Here is a 16,477-nt window from a genome sequence, read left to right on the forward strand (position 1 = left end):
CGAGAGATGGAATTTTCTTCCCGGACAGGTTTGGCACGCATCGGCGGCGCGGTCGCCCTGGCGGCGCTCGTGGCGGGATGTTCGCAACCGCTCGACTTTGACATGCGCGGCCAGATCGGCGCGTTCAACACCAGCGATGCGGCCAGGAACATCACGACGGAACGTCCCGAACCGGACAGCCGCGGCGTCATATCCTATCCGAATTACCAGATGGCCGTGGCGCGGCGCGGCGACACCGTGGCGGATGTGGCCAACCGGGTCGGGCTGTCGCCGGAAGCGGTCGCACGCTACAACGGGCTCGACCCGACAATCCCGTTGCGCGCCGGCGAAATCGTGGCGCTCCCCAGCCGCGTGGCGGAACCCTCGGCGGCGACCGGAGCGGTGGATATCGCCACTCTTGCCGGCAGCGCGATCGATTCCGCGCCCGATACCAGCCCGGTGCAGACCAGCACGCTCGAACCGGCGGCGACGCGGCCGGCCCCGACGGTCGTCAGCACACCGAACCCGGAACCCGTCCGCCACAAGGTGGCCCGGGGCGAAACCGCTTACACGATTTCGCGTCTCTACCAGGTTCCGGTCAAGTCACTGGCGGAATGGAACGGGCTGGATTCCGATTTCACGATCCGCGAAGGCCAATATCTGCTGATTCCCGTCGTCGGCGGCACCGCGCCGCAGAGGAGCGGCACGGCAGCGGCGGCCACCGCCGCCGCGGTGACAGAACCGGGCGCCGGATCGCCGACGCCGACGCCGCCAAGTGCGGCCACCCCCCTGCCCGATGAAAAGATCGACCCGAAACCGCCGGAGCCTCCGAAGACCGATGTGGGACAACCGTCGATCAGCAGCAACGCCGTGATGGCCTTTCCGGTGCAAGGCAAGATCATCCGCACCTATGCCAAGGGGAAGAACGACGGCATCGACATTTCGGCCGCTCCGGGAACGTCCGTGACCGCCGCCGCCGCCGGGTCGGTCGCCGCCATCACCGAAGATGCCGACCAGATTCCCATCGTCGTGGTGCGCCATCCGGACAATCTGCTGACGGTCTATGCCAACGTCGACAAGATCACGGTCAAGAAAGGCGACCCGGTGCGGCGCGGACAGAAGCTGGCGCAGTTGCGCGGCGGCGACAATGCCTATGTGCATTTCGAGGTCCGCAACGGTTTTGACAGCGTCAATCCCATGCCCTATCTGGAATAGACTTCGGCCAGGACTTCAAAGGCGTTGCGTTGACCCGTCCGGTCCGCTTCTGATCTGGTCACTTGACGGAGGCTGCGCCCGCCGCACACTGTGGTCGTTGTCAACCTCGGGAGGTTTCGATATGAAGTTCGTTTTGACCCTCGGCCTCATTCTCGGTCCCGCGACCGCCATGGCGGAAGACTGCCGTTGGGCAGGCGGTTCATTCCGCGGGGAGGACGGTGGCTTTCAAGCCCAGTTCGAAGTCAACGCGGACTGCACGGAAATGACGTTTCAGTCTTCCGGCAACGCCGGCATTCAGGCACAGGATGTGCCGCAGACCTTTTCCCTGTCACCGGAAGGTCATGGTTGGGTGGCCGATATCAACGGCGTCAACGCAACGCTCGCCAAAGATGGCAACTACGTCAATTTCATCGGCAAAGGAATCGACACCCGCCTGCAGACGCGCCCGGTCGAGTAATCGTTCCGGCCAGGCTGTCAGGTCAGCCCGATACCGTTGCGACCGGCCAGATCCGTGAAGAACTGCCAGGCGACACGACCTGACCTTGCGCCCCGTGTGGCCTGCCATTCGATTGCATCGGCCCGCAAGGTTTCCGGCGCGACCTCGATTCCGTATGCCGCGCAATAGCGATCGATCATCGACAGGTATTCGTCCTGCGAACAGGGATGGAATCCAAGCCACAGGCCGAAACGATCCGACAGCGACACTTTTTCCTCGACCGCTTCGGACGGGCTGATGGCGCTGCTGCGTTCGTTCTCGATCATGTCGCGCGGCATCAGGTGGCGGCGGTTGGACGTGGCATAAAACGCCACATTGCCGGGCCGTCCTTCGATCCCTCCGTCCAGCACGGCCTTGAGGCTCTTGTAATGCTGGTCGTCATGGGAAAATGACAGATCGTCGCAAAACAACAGGAAACGGTAGGGCGCGGTGCGCAGATGGTTCAGCAGCCGCCCGACGCTCGGCAAATCCTCGCGTTGCAGTTCGACCAGTTTCAGATCCGCGAAATCCGCTTGAACCCTGGCATGTATCGCCTTGACGAGGCTGGACTTTCCCATTCCCCGCGCGCCCCAGAGCAAGGCGTTGTTCGCGGCGTATCCGGCGGCAAAGCGGCGGGTGTTGTCCAGCAGCGTATCGCGCGACCGGTCAATTCCCACCAGCAGGTCCAGGTCCACCCGGTTGACCTGCGCGACCGGCGCGAGGCGGTCCGGTTCCACATGCCAGACAAACGCTGTCGCCACGTCGAAATCAGGGGCGGGCTGGGGCGGCGGCGATATCCGTTCCAGAGCCGCCGCGATTCGATCCATCGGGTCGTCGATCACTTGCCGTCTTCCTCCTCGAATTCGGCCATCATCGGATCGTCGAATTCTTCTTCATCGTCGTAATAGCCTTCGGCGCGCAGCTTTTCCTCGCGCTTTCTCTCGACCCGCCGCACGAGGAAGATCGAGACCTCATACAGCCCGTAGACCACGACGAACAGGATCACCTGCGTAATGACATCGGGCGGCGTGACCAGTGCCGCGAGCACGAGGATTCCCACGACGGCATATTTGCGCACGTTGCCGAGCCCCTCGGCGCTGACCAGACCGGCCTTGCCCATCAAGGTCAAGAGCACTGGCAGCTGGAAACACAGGCCGAAGGCCACGATGAACTTGATCGTCAGGTTCAGATATTCCTGCGCGCTGCCCTGGAACACGACGCTGAGCGGCGCGGCGCCCTCGGTGACGGCCTCGCCTTCGGCGCCGAACTGCTGGAATCCGAGGAAGAAATCATAGGCCAGCGGCGTCACGATGTAGAAGGCGAAACTCGCGCCGAGGATGAACATGAACGGCGAGGCGATTAGGAAAGGCAGGAACGCGCCCTTTTCCGACTTGTAGAGGCCCGGCGCCACGAAGCGCCACATCTGCAACCCGATATAGGGAAAGGCCAACAGGAACCCGCCCAGCAGCGAGACCTTGATGGCGACGAAGAACCCTTCCTGCGGGCTGATGAAGATCAGGTCGCAATCCTGTCCGCGTTCCGCCAGCACCTGGCAGAGCGGCGCGGTCAGGAAGTTGAAGATCGGGGTGGCCACGGTGAAGCAGATGACCATGCCGACGATGAAGGCCACGACCGAATGGATCAGCCGGTTGCGCAGCTCCGCCAGATGTTCGATCAGCGGCGCGCTGCTGTCGTCGATCTCATCGGTATTGCTCATGTCTTGCCATCCGGTGTCGAAGAGGCCGCCGCAGCGGCTTCCATCTCGGCGGCCTTGGCCTGCGCTTCGGCCGCTTCTCGTGTCAGCCGGTCGGCGGCGGCGCGCGCGGTGGCCGCTTCGATCTTCTTGGCTTTTTCAGCCCGTTCCGCCGCCAGTTTCCCGGTTGCGCTGTTCGGGTCGTATTTCTTGCCGTCCAGCTTGGCCGGATTCAAACCGTCGGTCAGGTCGCGCGTTGCCTCCTTGACGCCGTCCATTGCGCTGGACACCGGATTTGTCGCGGCTTTCAGCCCCTTGGCCACGTCCCGCATGCCCGATTCCTCTGCCGCGTCATGCATCGCGGAACTGAATTCCCGCGCCATGCCCTTGGCCTTGCCGACGAACCGTCCGACATTGCGGAACAGAACCGGCAGATCCTTCGGGCCGACCACGATCAGCGCCACGATCCCGATGAGCAGCAGCTCTGTCCAGCCCAGGTCGAACATTTGCGGTTACGCCTTGTCCTTGTCGGTTGCGGCATCGGTCTTGGGCGTGATGTCCTTGGCCGTTTCCGACGCATCGTCTTCCAGTTCCTTCTGGCCCTCGTTGATGCCCTTCTTGAACGACGTGATGCCCTTGCCGACTTCGCCCATCAGCGAACTGATCTTGCCGCGGCCAAACAGAACCAGCACCACGACCGCGATCAGCAAAAGGCCGGGAAGGCCGATATTGTTCAACATGTCCGTCTCCTCAGACTGAAGGGCGCACCGCGAAACGGCGCGCGCATTTGGAAAGTCGCCAGACTTCTACGCAGCGCACAGGTCAAGGAAAAGCGGCAAACCTCGGATGAGCGCCCGAAAACCGGAGGATTTGTCGTGCAACCCTAAAGTCACCCAACACAACTGACATGTTTTTGGCGGTTTCTCTGGACAGTCCCCGGCTTCTGTGCCACCAGATCCCATGCCCCGCACGGACCGACTGATCGACATTATCGCCATCCTGCGGGATGGGCGCCTGCATCGCGCCGGGGACCTTGCCGGCAGGCTTGGCGTGTCAATACGCACGATTTATCGGGACATGGACCGGCTGGCCGCGTCCGGCGTGCCGGTGCAGGGCACGCGCGGGACGGGATACCGCGCAGCCGACCGGATCACCCTGCCGCCCCTGACCCTGACGCCGCAGGAACTCGATGCGCTCAACATCGGCGTCGCCATCGTCGCCGAAGCGGCCGATCCCTATCTCAAGGCCGCGGCTCTGGCCCTGACGGACAAGCTGGACGCCGTTCTGCCCGCCGAAACCGTTGCCGAGGCCGATGCCTGGAAAACCGCGCTGACTCCGCTGGCCGACACCGCCCGCGGGCTGTCGCACATGGCCAGCCTGCGCAGCGCCATCAAGGGCAAGCAGAAGCTGCGCCTTACCTGCCGCGATCCCGGCGGAACCCGGACGACGCGCACGGTGCGCCCGCTGAAACTGGACAATTGGGGGCACGTCTGGATTCTGACGGCCTGGTGCGAACTCTGCGCGGATTTCCGGGATTTCCGCATCGACCTGATCGACGCCGCCTCGCCGCTGCCGGAACTGTTCGTGGACGAGCCGGGCAAAAGGCTGCCGGACCGACCGCTCCGCGGCTAGCGCGAGGTCGGAAAGACAAAGCAGCGGTCGCGGCGGATCGTCAGCCACATCACCCTGCCCTCGGCGGGCAGGAAGACGTTGGGCACCGTCACCTTCAGGATCTTGTCGTCGAAATCCATGCGGAACTCGACCAGGCTCTCGTGGCCCATGAACCGGGCCCGCACCACGGTGCCCCGCGCCGCCACGCCATCGGTCGGGGTCGGCAGCGGCCCGACACCGGCCCGGTCGAAATCGATCTTCACATGCTGCGGACGGAACACGATGTCCACATTCGTGCCATCGGGCACACCGGGCGCGAGGAACTGGCCGAACGGGGTTTGCGCAAGCGCCCCGTTGACCTGCGCGTTCAGCACATTGGCATCGCTGAAAAACGACACCGCGGCACGGTCCACCGGACGGGTATAGACGTTGTAGGGCGCGCCCTGCTGGACGATCCTGCCGTCGCGCATCAGCGCGATCTCATCGGCCATGCGCATCGCTTCTTCGGGTTCATGAGTCACCAGCAGGACCGCCGTGTCCTCTTCCTTGAGCAGGCCCAGAGTTTCGTCCCGGATGCCGTCGCGCAGCCGGTTGTCCAGCCCCGAGAAAGGTTCGTCCATCAGCATGATCCTTGGCCGGGGCGCGAGAGCGCGGGCCAGGGCGACACGCTGCTGTTCGCCGCCGGAAAGCTGATGCGGGTAGCCATCGATGAATTGCAGCAGGTCGACCCTTTCGAGCAGTTCCACCACACGCGCCCGTTTCTCGTCCTTGCCGCCCCGGAGCCCGTAGGCCACGTTTCCGGCCACGCTCAGATGCGGGAACAATGCGAAATCCTGGAACATCAGGCCGATCTGACGCCGCTCGGGCGGCACACGGAAGACCGTGTCGCAGATCAGCTTGCCATCGACCCAGATTTCGCCGCTGTCCTGCATCTCGACACCGGCGATCATCCGGAGCGTCGTCGACTTGCCGCATCCCGACGGCCCCAGCAGGCACGTCACCTGACCCGGCATGATGCTGAGCGAAACGTCATCCACTACGGGACGGCCGTCGAACTGGCGCACCAGGTGACGGATTTCAAGCCGCGGAACACGCGACGCCAGCGTATTTCCGGATGAACTGCGCTGGGTTTCGGTTTGCACCGCCGGGCCTCGTCTACGTTTTCCGATCAAATCCATCGGGCTTTGGCGCAGATAGCAACCCGACCGGCCCTGTGCAAGCGGTCGCCGTCATCGCGGGGCGAAGACCGACCACCCGGTTCGATCCGCCAGCAGTTCCAGCGCACGGGACGCCAGATGCGAATTGCCAAGCGCGTTCAGCCCCGGCGACCAGCAGCCGATGGAGGCCTGCCCCGGCGCGACCGCCAGAATACCGCCGCCCACGCCGCTCTTTCCGGGCAAGCCAACCCGGAACGCGAATTCGCCGGATCCGTCGTAGAGCCCGCAGGTCAGCATCAGGGCGTTGATCTGGCGCGCCATGCGCGCCTTGATCACCCGCGCCCCGCCGGGGGACAGGCATCCATCGAAGGCCAGGAACCGGCCGGCCAGCGCCAGTTGCCGCGCCGTCATCGCGATCGCGCAGTGGTGGAAATAGACGCCCAGCGTCCGCTCGGGCGCCCCCTGAAGCGTGCCGAAGCCGCGCATGAAATTGGCCAGCGCGACATTGCGGAACCCGGTTTCCTGTTCCGACCGGGCGACCGCCGGGTCGATGGCGATGTCCTCCTGCCCGGCGACGAAACGGATGAACTGAAGGATCTGACCCAGCGCCTCTTTCGGCGCATACTGCCCCAGGATGCTGTCGGTCACGGCGATTGCGCCCGCGTTGATGAACGGATTGCGCGGCAGGCCCTTCTCATATTCCAGTTGCACGATCGAATTGAACGGATCGCCGGACGGTTCACGCCCGACCCTGCTCCACAGGCGTTCGCCCTGGTTTCCAAGCGCCACGGCCAGGGTAAAGACCTTGGAAATGCTCTGGATCGAGAATGGCGTATCCGCGTCGCCGACCGAGATGACATCGCCTTCCGCCGTGGCCAGCGTGATGGCGAACTGCGCCGGATCGACACGCGCGAGTTGGGGGATGTAATCCGCCACGCTGCCGCGGAATGGTTCCTGCGCCATCGTTTCCGCGATGTCGGCCAGGATCGCGCGCAGGCTGTCGGAGGAAGGCTTCTGCTGTGTCATGATGAAATTGGTTCCCGACCGACATGTCCGCGCGATCGACTGCCGTGAAACGACGCGGGCCGGCCCGTGGCGGACCGGACCCGTTTCCACCTACATGGTCAGGTTGGTCGCACCGCCATCCAGCAGGATGTTCTGGCCAACGATGAACCCGGCGTGCTGGCTGCACAGGAAAGCGCAGACCGCGCCGAATTCCTGCCGCGTGCCATAGCGCCCGGCCGGAATGGTCGCCGCGCGCCGGTCGCGGGCTTCCTGAAGCGAGATCCCTTCCGCCTTCACAACATTCCCGTCCAGCGCATCCGCCCGGTCCGTCGCGTGAATGCCGGGCAGCAGGTTGTTGATGTTGACCCCCTTGCCCGCCACCTGCCGCGCCGTGCCCGCGACATAGCCGGTCAAACCGGTGCGGGCGGAATTGGACAGGCCCAGAACCGCGATCGGCGCCCGCACCGACTGGCTGGTGATGTTCACCACCCTGCCCCATCCCCGGTCCATCATCCCCGGCATCAGCGCCTTCATCAGCGCGATGGGGGCCAGCATGTTGGCGTCCAGCGCCTTGATGAAATCGTCCCTGTCCCAGTCCGACCACATGCCCGGCGGCGGCCCGCCCGCGTTGTTGACCAGGATATCGGCCGCGCCCGCCGCCGCGATGACCGCATCCTGCCCTTCGGGCGTCGCCACGTCGGCGGCGACCGTCACCACATCGACCCCATAGGTATCACGGATGGCCTGCGCGGAGGTTTCAAGCGCATCCGCCCCGCGCGCATTCATCACCAGATTGACGCCTGCCCCGGCCAGAGCCTCCGCACAGCCAAGCCCCAGGCCCTTGCTGCTGGCGCAGACCAGCGCCCGTTTCCCGGTTATTCCCAGATCCATGTTCGTCCTCCCGATGTCATGTCCCGTCCCGATTAACACCGCTGGCGAGGTCGATGCCAGCGTTTAACCGCTGAATTGCTCGGAACGCTTGCCGCTTGCGCCAGACAAGCCGCGAATGACGGCTCTGACCGGTTCCGCTTTCGGGAACGTGTCACCCCCCCTGTTCGCGGCGCACCCCGATCCGGTCCGGTCGGTCCGCCACCGATCCGGAGTTGGCCGACGCGGGAACACGACCGCCTGAATTTCTTGCGCTTGCGCCAAACCTTACCTATACGCCCGGTCATGCTGGACACCGTTTCAAATCGCCCCGACCTTCCGCCGGAAATCGCCCGGCGTCGCACCTTTGCGATCATCTCCCACCCGGATGCGGGAAAGACGACCTTGACCGAGAAGTTCCTGCTTTTCGGCGGCGCGATCCAGATGGCCGGGCAAGTCCGCGCCAAGGGTGAAGCGCGGCGCACGCGGTCCGATTTCATGCAAATGGAAAAGGACCGGGGGATTTCCGTTTCCGCATCGGCGATGTCTTTCGATTTCAACGAGTTCCGGTTCAATCTTGTGGACACGCCCGGCCACTCGGACTTTTCCGAAGACACCTACCGGACGCTCACCGCGGTAGATGCCGCCGTGATGGTGATCGACGGGGCCAAGGGTGTGGAAAGCCAGACTCGGAAACTTTTCGAAGTCTGCCGCCTGCGCGATCTGCCGATCCTGACCTTCTGCAACAAGATGGACAGGGAAAGCAGGGATGTCTTTGAAATCATTGACGAGATACAGGAAAATCTCGCCATTGACGTGACGCCGGCAAGCTGGCCCATCGGTCAGGGCCGGGATTTCGTCGGCTGCTATGACATCCTGCGGGACCGGCTGGAACTGATGGACCGGGCAGACCGCAACAAGGTGGCGCAAAGCATTGAAATAAAGGGATTGAACGATCCGGAGCTTGCGAAACACGTGCCTTCGAACCTGTTGGACCGATTGCGCGAGGAACTGGAGATGGCCCGCGAGTTGCTGCCCGCGCTGAATCCGCAGGCGGTTCTGGAAGGGCACATGACCCCGATCTGGTTCGGTTCCGCGATCAACAGTTTCGGCGTCAAGGAGCTGATGGCCGGCATCGGGATGTACGGGCCGCAACCGCAGATCCAATCGGCCGAGCCGCGCAACATTCTTCCAGAAGAAACAAAGGTTTCCGGGTTTGTCTTCAAGGTTCAGGCGAACATGGATCCGAAGCACCGTGACCGCGTGGCTTTCGTGCGGTTGGCGTCGGGCCACTTTAAACGCGGCATGAAGCTGACCCATGTGCGCACCAGGAAACCGATGGCGATCACCAATCCTGTGCTGTTCCTCGCCAGTGACCGCGAACTGGCGGAAGAGGCCTGGGCTGGCGACATCATCGGCATTCCCAACCACGGGCAATTGCGCATCGGCGACTCCCTGACCGAAGGGGAAATCCTGCGCGTCACCGGCATCCCCAGCTTCGCGCCGGAACTTCTCCAGGGCGTGCGGGCGGGCGATCCGTTGAAATCCAAGCACCTGGAAAAGGCGCTGATGCAATTTGCCGAAGAAGGCGCCGCCAAGGTATTCAAACCGTCCATCGGCTCCGGCTTCGTGGTTGGAGTCGTCGGCCAGTTGCAGTTCGAAGTCCTGGCCAGCCGGATCGAACTGGAATACGGCCTGCCGGTGCGCTTCGAAGCCTCTCAGTTCAAGTCGGCCAGATGGGTGAATGGCGACCGGCAAGCCGTCGAGAAATTCATCGATGCCAACAAGCAGCACATAGCCCATGACAATGACGGCGACATCGTCTACCTCACCCGCCTGCAATGGGACATCGATCGCGTCGAACGCGACTATCCGGATGTGAAACTGACGGCGACCAAGGAAATGATGGTCTGAACCGTGTCAGACGGGTTTCAGGAAATCCGAAAAGACCCAACCGATAAATCCCTGACGTGTCCTGACCCGCCACCAGGCATCAACCACGCCCAGACGTTCCACGACAGTGCGTTCCGGCAGCGATCCGACCCGCTTGCCGTTCGGCGCATCGCGGAAATTCAGGGTCGATGGCCAGACACCCGACACCCGATACTTCGGAGGTTTCATTTCCTGCGGAATCTCATCCACCGGAATTTCCGGAAGGTCGCGATCCATGACCGCCGCGATTTCCGCGCGCATCACGTCGCCCACTTCCTTATGCCCCACGGTGCTGGAATCAAAGGCGCGCCGCACGATGTCCCACTTGTTCTTCTGCTTGATATGGAGGTTCGGCCAGACTTCGGCATGGGTCAGGATCGTGACCGGCGTGACCATGATCCCGTAGGTCTCGGCCAGATCCGCGACAACCTCGATCATCTTGTTCCACTGTTTTTCCGTCATCGGGAACTTGCCCGGATCGAACGGGCTTTCCCGCGCCCCGGCCATGCAACACATGGACACGCCGATCGCCCCGGTGTTGGCATTGAGCGTATGGCTCGCCTGCTTCATGCCGGATCCCTTGGCGTTGGCGGCAATCGACTTGTCGCCGCGCACCAGATCACCGTCCCCTTCGATCAGGATGTGATAGGCCGCCTTGTCCGTGGAATTCGCCTTGTGTCCGCCGGCTGTCCAGTGAACATGAATACGCTGCATGTCAGCCTTTGGCTTCCATGACTTCGGAACAACATCTGCCATGATCCTCTTCCTTGAAACTCTTCAAATAATGGCAAAACACTATCACAATTTGCCGCTTCAATCCATTCCTGTTGCAACAGCCACGCAAAATGGCTGTATCGACAGATGACGGCTGCCGGCGCATCCACGGACACCGCGCCACCGCGTTGGGGAATCGTCGCGACAATCAAGGCGTCGCCCTTGGAAACACTGGAGTTTGCAGCCTTTCACCTGCACCTTGGCGCGCATCGGCTCTATCTTTACCTGGATGCGCCGGAACCGCGCGCCCACGCGTTCCTGAAGGCGCATCCGAAAGTGCGGGTTGCCACATGTGACGCAACGCATTGGCGCAGAATTGGCGAACCGAGGCCACGCAAGCATCAGGTCAGGCAGGTGTTGAACGCAACACATGCCTACGGGCGTGCCGGCGATGTCGACTGGCTGGCGCATATCGACGTGGATGAATTCTTGTGGTGCGAACGCTCTATCGGGTCTCGGCTCGCCGATCTGCCTCGCGATGCGACAAGCGCCCGGGTCCGTCCCGTCGAGGCGCTGGCCGGCGACGGCACGGCCTTCAAGGCCTTCATTCCCGGTGGCGCGGATCGGGATACCGTCGTCCGGGAACTTTATCCGGACTACGGGGCATATGTGAAAGGCGGTTTTCTCAGCCATCTGGCCGGCAAGGTCTTTGTCCGGACAGGTCTTCCGGATATCAGCCTGCGGATACACAATGTCTATCAGGGCGGAGACGAGAACCCGAACGAAGTCCCGTTGGACGACGTGGATCTGTGCCATTTTCATGTCCGCAATTGGGATCAGTGGATTTCGGCCTACCGGTTCCGTCTTCTGAAAGGCTCCTATCGCATGAACCCGGCCAAGGTCCCGTCGCAGGCCGACGGCGCCGCACCGACGCTGCATCGGTTGCTGAGAACCGTTGAACGCGACCGGGGGAGGCAGGGTCTTCGCGACTTCTTCGAGACGCTCTGCGCCGACACGCAGGACCATCGCGACCGCCTCGCAGCCAAAGGCCTGTTACGTTTGCGCGACCTGAATCTCGCGGAAAAACGGCGCAGGCATTTTCCGACGTTCGACCCGGGCGCGCGGATTTCCGGACGGGGCGATATTGCGCCCTGCGACAAAGGCATTGTTTGACCCCCGCCCGCCTTTTTGCTAAGGCGCTGGAACGAGCCAACATGCGCAGAAGCGCAGGACCAGTGGGGTCCGGCTCCGATCAGACGTGCGGGCCAGAAAAGTGTCCGCAAGACACGGACACACATGGCAAAATTTTCTGAACTGAACCTGAATCCCAAGGTGCTCAAGGCTATTGAAGAAGCCGGCTACGAATCTCCCACACCGATCCAGGAGGGCGCAATCCCCCCGGCGCTCGAGGGCAAGGACGTTCTGGGCATCGCCCAGACCGGCACCGGCAAGACCGCCAGCTTCACGCTGCCGATGATCACCATGCTGGCCCGCGGCCGCGCCCGCGCCCGGATGCCACGCAGCCTGGTGCTCTGCCCGACCCGCGAACTGGCCGCGCAGGTGGCGGAGAATTTCGACACCTATGCCAAGCACGTCAAGCTGACCAAGGCGCTGCTGATCGGCGGCGTGTCCTTCAACGAACAGGACAAGCTGATCGACAAGGGCGTCGACGTGCTGATCGCCACGCCGGGCCGTCTGCTCGACCATTTCGAGCGCGGCAAGCTGCTGCTCACCGGTGTTCAGGTGATGGTGGTGGACGAGGCCGACCGGATGCTCGACATGGGCTTCATTCCCGATATCGAGCGGATTTTCAGCCTCACGCCCTTTACCCGGCAGACCCTGTTCTTCTCGGCCACCATGGCGCCCGAGATCGAACGGATCACCAACACTTTCCTGTCAGCGCCCGTGCGGGTGGAAGTTGCCCGCCAGGCGACGACCGGCGAGAACATCAAACAGGGCGTGGTGATGTTCAAGGGCAGCCGGAAGGATCGCGAGGCCAGCGAGAAGCGCAAGGTGCTCCGCGCGCTGATCGACGGTGAAGGCGAAAAATGCACCAACGCCATCATCTTCTGCAACCGCAAGACGGATGTGGATATCGTTGCCAAGAGCCTCAAGAAATACGGCTATGACGCCGCGCCGATCCATGGCGATCTCGACCAGAGTCAGCGCACCCGCACACTGGACGGATTCCGCGACGGCACCCTGCGCTTCCTGGTTGCTTCCGATGTGGCCGCGCGGGGGCTCGACGTCCCGTCGGTGAGCCATGTGTTCAATTTCGACGTGCCCGGCCATGCCGAGGATTACGTGCACCGGATCGGCCGCACCGGCCGGGCCGGCCGCGCCGGCACCGCGATGATGATCTGCGTGCCGCGCGACGAAAAGAACCTCGCCGACATCGAACGGCTTGTGCAGAAGGAAATTCCCCGTCTGGACAATCCGATGAAAACCGAAAGCGAGGATCAGACCGCAGCGGAGACACCGGACGCCAAGGACGAGAAATCCGGCCCGTCTCGCAGCCGCAGCCGCGGATCGAGGAAAAAAGCCGCGGAGAAACCCGTGGAAGCCGCGGCCGAACCCGTTGCCGAAACCGATCCGTCTTCGGAATCAGCCGGGATCGCCGCGCCGAAATCGGCATTGCCCGAACGGGGCTCGCGCCGGCGGTCTTCGGACCGGGCTTCGGGCGGCGGCGCGGCTGTCGTGGGCATGGGGGATCACCTGCCGAGCTTCATCGCGCTGAGCTTCGAGGAACGGCGGGCCGACTGAAAAGGCGAAAGCCGCTTTCCGATCCTGAACGCCGGGGAAGATTGTCTTCTCAATCTCTCCCACCGGCGTCGGCGCACGCTGCTGCCGCCGGACGATTGCCCCCGCGCCTTGCTGCCAATGATCCCGCATCTGACCCGGTCAGCGCTGCATCGGCGCCCCGAACGAACGGAGGCATCATCCGTCGGGTCCGGAACGCGCCACCGTTTCACGTTCGCGCCGGACCGTCCGGACGGGTCTCGGTTTCCGAAAATCTCGGTTCGTCTCCGGGATACGAGCGCCGCGGGAAGGATGACCACGCGATGCACGGCCCCGGACTTCCGGACGCGGATCGGGGAGCGGATGTTCTATGCAAACGCGATTGCGACGCTGCCAAACCCGGAAAAATCCGCGTGAATTCTCGTGCCGGAGGGACATTCCACCGGGCGGATGAAGCTGCCGGACAGAATGATCTGGCCGGGTGCGATGACTTGGTCGTAGCTCGCCATGCGCCGGGCAAGCCAGGCGACGCTTTCCAACGGATCGTTCAGCACGCCGGCCCCCAGGCCCGTTTCCTCGACCTCTCCGTTCCGGGACACGATGCTTCCCACCCATCGCAGGTCAAAGGCGTCAACAGCGTGGCGTTGCGAACCAAGCACGACCCCCGCATTCGCCGCATTGTCGCTGATCGTGTCAAAGACGCTCCGTGTCCGGGCGCTCTCGGGATCCACGCGCCGGACGCGTGTATCGAGTATCTCGATGGCCGGCGCGACGAAATCCGTTGCCGCCGCCACGTCGTCGCGGGTCACGTCCCTCCCACACAACGGCGCCTTCATCACGAAGGCGATCTCGGCCTCGATCCGCGGCTGGATGAACCGGTTTGCGGGCACCGTCGCGCCGTCTTCGAACAGCATGTCGTCGAACAGGATTCCACTGTCGGGAATGTCGATGTTCAAGGCATTTTGCATCGCTCTGGAGGTCAGGCCGATCTTCCAGCCGATGATCCCGCGTCCGGCGGCCGTCTTTTCGCGCCGGATCGCATTCTGGATCGCATAGGCATCGTCCATCGTCATTTCGGGATGGCGCAGGCTCAGCAGGCCGACCTGGTTGCCGGTGGCTTCTGCCCGCAGAAGATCGGCGGCGGCCTTGGCGTGATCTTGCGGGGTCATGGTTTCTCGTCCTCGACGATATTGCGCAGGGTCCCGATGCCGTTCACCTCGACCTCGACCACGTCGCCGGGGGCAAGATAGCGCGGCGGATCAAACCGGGCCCCTGCTCCGGTGGGCGTTCCGGTGACGATGATGTCGCCGGGTTGCAGGGTCATGAAGGTCGAGATGTATTCGATCTCGCGCCGAATCGGAAACATCATGCGCGACAGCATGTCGTCCTGGCGGATTTCTCCGTTCACGCGAGTGACGATGCGGGCCGCGTCCAGTTGACCGGGATCGGTGAACGGCACCAGCCAGGGTCCCATGGAACCGGAACGGTCCCAGTTCTTGCCCTGGGTGACATTGAACTTCGCGTGCCGCACCCAATCGCGGATGGTGCCTTCGTTGCAGATCGTCAGGGCAGCGATATGGTCATAGGCGTCGTCCTGCGAAATGCGCCGCCCGCCTTTTCCGATCACGATGGCCACTTCGCCTTCATAATCGAGCGCGCGGCTCTCCGGCGGCCGGATCAGCGGCCGGTCGTGGCCGGTGAAGCCGCTGGCGAACCGGGGAAAGAGCGACATGTATCGCGGCTGGTCGCTGCCGTCCCTGTATTCGGCGTTGCGATCCGGGAAATTGACGCCGACGCAGAGGATGCGGGGCGCGTTGGGCAACACCATGTCATAGGTGATATCCCGGTGGGTCACCGGCAGGCCGCCGGCAATCCGGGCCAACCGATCCAGCCCGCCTGCTCGCACGGCATCGAGCAGCGTCGGCCATTGGGGGCAATGGTCATTCAGGGCGATCATGCCCTCCTCCGTGACGGCGCCGAAAAACGTCAGGCCATTGGAAGAATAGGTTGCGAACCGCATGGCAGTCTCCGGCTAGGGCGCGATGATGGGGCTGACGGCAAGACCGGATTCGCGCAGGTCCACTCCGACGAACCGGGTTCCGTGCCTGAACCAGCTTTCAGGAGCCGGCGCGCCCCAAAGCGTCTGGCGTTGTGGGTCTTTCAGATCCCACTTGATCGGTTCCAGGTCGGGATCGACCGTTTGATAGTCCGAACAATAGATTTCGATCCGATGGCCGTCAGGGTCCAGGATATAGAGGAAAAAGGCATTGGAAATGCCGTGGCGGCCAGGTCCGCGTTCGATGTTCTTCATGTAGCCCGTGGTCGACATCAGATCGAGCAGATCGATGATGTTAAGCGGTGTCGGCACCCAGAACGCCACGTGATGCATTCTTGGACCGGTCCCGTTGGTGAACGCCATGTCGTGCACGCCACCCTTGCGGTGCATCCATGCGGCCCAGAGTTTCTTGCTTTCTTCGTCTTCCGTGTATTCGGTCACGCGAAAGCCGAAATCGGAATAGAACGCGACGGACGCATCCACATCCGGCGAAAAACAGTTGAAGTGATCGATGCGCAGCGGTTTCACCCCGTGGTAGAGCGCGTATTTCTGATGGATCGTCTCGAGCCGGTCCATCTTGTGATAGAATTCCAGTGGAATGCCGATGTTGTCGGCCGTCAGCAGCGTGCGCCCCTGGTATGGCCGCTCCACCCAGGAGGTCGGCCGGCCCTTGGCCGTGAAATAGGCTTCGGCGCGGTCCAGGTCGGCTTCGTCAAAGACCTTGAACCCCATCACCTCGACAGTGCCGGGCTGGTCGGATTTTTGCAGGATGACGCTGTGATGCCCGCGTTCTTCCATGGCGCGCAGATAGATGTGGCTGTCGTTTTCATCGCTGATCTGAAAGCCCAGGATGTCGGCGTAGAACGTTCGGGATGCGGCGAGATCCTTGACGTTCAGACACACGTGGCTGAGGCGGATCGTGTTGAAATCGGGATAGAGATTTGGTGCGGGAACGGGCATCGATGTCTCCTAGTGAACGGGGCAGACGGTTCTGGGCCGGCCCGCGCCGGATCTTTGCGGTTGATCGGTCGGGA

The 16,477-nt window shown here is 63.0% G+C and carries 17 protein-coding genes; 6 read left to right on the forward strand and 11 right to left on the reverse strand.

Annotated features, from left to right (window positions below):
* Positions 1–6: 6 nt before the first annotated feature.
* Positions 7–1,194, forward strand: a complete 1,188-nt coding sequence (locus tag QO034_RS02270) for a LysM peptidoglycan-binding domain-containing M23 family metallopeptidase (protein WP_284483880.1) — start codon at positions 7–9, stop codon at positions 1,192–1,194.
* 121 nt (positions 1,195–1,315) lie between these two features.
* Entirely contained in the window at positions 1,316–1,651 is a 336-nt protein-coding gene (locus tag QO034_RS02275; protein ID WP_284483881.1) for a hypothetical protein, read from the forward strand.
* Positions 1,652–1,668: 17 nt separating this feature from the next.
* On the opposite strand, the gene QO034_RS02280 is transcribed toward QO034_RS02275, so the two are convergent.
* The 4 genes from QO034_RS02280 to QO034_RS02295 are packed head-to-tail and all read right to left on the reverse strand — an operon-like array spanning position 1,669 to position 4,102.
* A complete protein-coding gene (locus tag QO034_RS02280; protein WP_407696715.1) occupies positions 1,669–2,496 on the reverse strand; it encodes an ATP-binding protein in 828 nt (275 codons plus the stop codon).
* An 11-nt stretch (positions 2,497–2,507) separates the two neighbouring features.
* The gene (gene tatC / locus QO034_RS02285; RefSeq protein ID WP_284483883.1) at positions 2,508–3,386 is read right to left on the reverse strand and encodes a twin-arginine translocase subunit TatC; all 879 of its coding nucleotides are present in this window, start codon (positions 3,384–3,386) and stop codon (positions 2,508–2,510) included.
* Positions 3,383–3,868, reverse strand: coding sequence for a Sec-independent protein translocase protein TatB (gene tatB / locus QO034_RS02290; RefSeq protein ID WP_284483884.1), 486 nt, complete (start codon positions 3,866–3,868; stop codon positions 3,383–3,385). The genes tatC and tatB overlap by 4 nt, the downstream gene beginning before the upstream one ends.
* 6 nt (positions 3,869–3,874) lie before the next feature.
* A complete protein-coding gene (locus tag QO034_RS02295; protein WP_284483885.1) occupies positions 3,875–4,102 on the reverse strand; it encodes a twin-arginine translocase TatA/TatE family subunit in 228 nt (75 codons plus the stop codon).
* Positions 4,103–4,322: 220 nt separating this feature from the next.
* Between QO034_RS02295 and QO034_RS02300 the strand changes: the two genes are divergently transcribed.
* Positions 4,323–4,994 (forward strand): helix-turn-helix transcriptional regulator, encoded by a 672-nt coding sequence (locus QO034_RS02300; RefSeq protein WP_284483886.1) that lies wholly within the window; start codon positions 4,323–4,325, stop codon positions 4,992–4,994.
* Here QO034_RS02300 and QO034_RS02305 read toward each other — a convergent pair.
* The 3 genes from QO034_RS02305 to QO034_RS02315 form a co-directional block, all read right to left on the reverse strand.
* On the reverse strand, positions 4,991–6,115 hold the full coding sequence (locus QO034_RS02305) for an ABC transporter ATP-binding protein (RefSeq protein WP_284483887.1): 1,125 nt from the start codon (positions 6,113–6,115) through the stop codon (positions 4,991–4,993). The genes QO034_RS02300 and QO034_RS02305 overlap by 4 nt on opposite strands.
* An 87-nt stretch (positions 6,116–6,202) precedes the next feature.
* Positions 6,203–7,156, reverse strand: a complete 954-nt coding sequence (locus QO034_RS02310; protein WP_284483888.1) for a glutaminase — start codon at positions 7,154–7,156, stop codon at positions 6,203–6,205.
* 90 nt (positions 7,157–7,246) lie between these two features.
* Positions 7,247–8,026, reverse strand: a complete 780-nt coding sequence (locus tag QO034_RS02315; RefSeq protein WP_284483889.1) for an SDR family oxidoreductase — start codon at positions 8,024–8,026, stop codon at positions 7,247–7,249.
* Positions 8,027–8,308: 282 nt separating this feature from the next.
* Here QO034_RS02315 and QO034_RS02320 point away from each other — a divergent pair, with 282 nt between their 5' ends.
* Positions 8,309–9,916 carry a peptide chain release factor 3 gene (locus tag QO034_RS02320; protein WP_284483890.1) on the forward strand — a complete coding sequence of 536 codons (1,608 nt, stop codon included), beginning with the start codon at positions 8,309–8,311 and terminating at the stop codon, positions 9,914–9,916.
* A gap of 6 nt (positions 9,917–9,922) precedes the next feature.
* Here QO034_RS02320 and QO034_RS02325 read toward each other — a convergent pair whose 3' ends face one another.
* On the reverse strand, positions 9,923–10,690 hold the full coding sequence (locus QO034_RS02325; protein ID WP_284483891.1) for an N-acetylmuramoyl-L-alanine amidase: 768 nt from the start codon (positions 10,688–10,690) through the stop codon (positions 9,923–9,925).
* Between the two features lie 180 nt (positions 10,691–10,870).
* Between QO034_RS02325 and QO034_RS02330 the strand changes: the two genes are divergently transcribed.
* On the forward strand, positions 10,871–11,821 hold the full coding sequence (locus QO034_RS02330) for a glycosyltransferase family 2 protein (protein WP_284483892.1): 951 nt from the start codon (positions 10,871–10,873) through the stop codon (positions 11,819–11,821).
* Positions 11,822–11,944: 123 nt separating this feature from the next.
* On the forward strand, positions 11,945–13,411 hold the full coding sequence (locus QO034_RS02335; RefSeq protein ID WP_284483893.1) for a DEAD/DEAH box helicase: 1,467 nt from the start codon (positions 11,945–11,947) through the stop codon (positions 13,409–13,411).
* Between the two features lie 344 nt (positions 13,412–13,755).
* Here the strand turns inward: QO034_RS02335 and hpaH are convergent, their stop codons facing one another.
* Genes hpaH through hpaD form a run of 3 tightly spaced genes read right to left on the reverse strand, consistent with a single transcriptional unit; the run spans position 13,756 to position 16,403 of the window.
* The gene (gene hpaH / locus QO034_RS02345) at positions 13,756–14,556 is read right to left on the reverse strand and encodes a 2-oxo-hept-4-ene-1,7-dioate hydratase (RefSeq protein ID WP_284483894.1); all 801 of its coding nucleotides are present in this window, start codon (positions 14,554–14,556) and stop codon (positions 13,756–13,758) included.
* Positions 14,553–15,407 carry a fumarylacetoacetate hydrolase family protein gene (locus QO034_RS02350; protein WP_284483895.1) on the reverse strand — a complete coding sequence of 285 codons (855 nt, stop codon included), beginning with the start codon at positions 15,405–15,407 and terminating at the stop codon, positions 14,553–14,555. The genes hpaH and QO034_RS02350 overlap by 4 nt, the downstream gene beginning before the upstream one ends.
* A 12-nt stretch (positions 15,408–15,419) precedes the next feature.
* Positions 15,420–16,403 carry a 3,4-dihydroxyphenylacetate 2,3-dioxygenase gene (gene hpaD / locus QO034_RS02355; RefSeq protein ID WP_284483896.1) on the reverse strand — a complete coding sequence of 328 codons (984 nt, stop codon included), beginning with the start codon at positions 16,401–16,403 and terminating at the stop codon, positions 15,420–15,422.
* Positions 16,404–16,477 lie beyond the last annotated feature (74 nt).

The organism is Sedimentitalea xiamensis, from assembly GCF_030164465.1.
In the GTDB taxonomy this organism is placed as follows: domain Bacteria; phylum Pseudomonadota; class Alphaproteobacteria; order Rhodobacterales; family Rhodobacteraceae; genus Sedimentitalea; species Sedimentitalea xiamensis.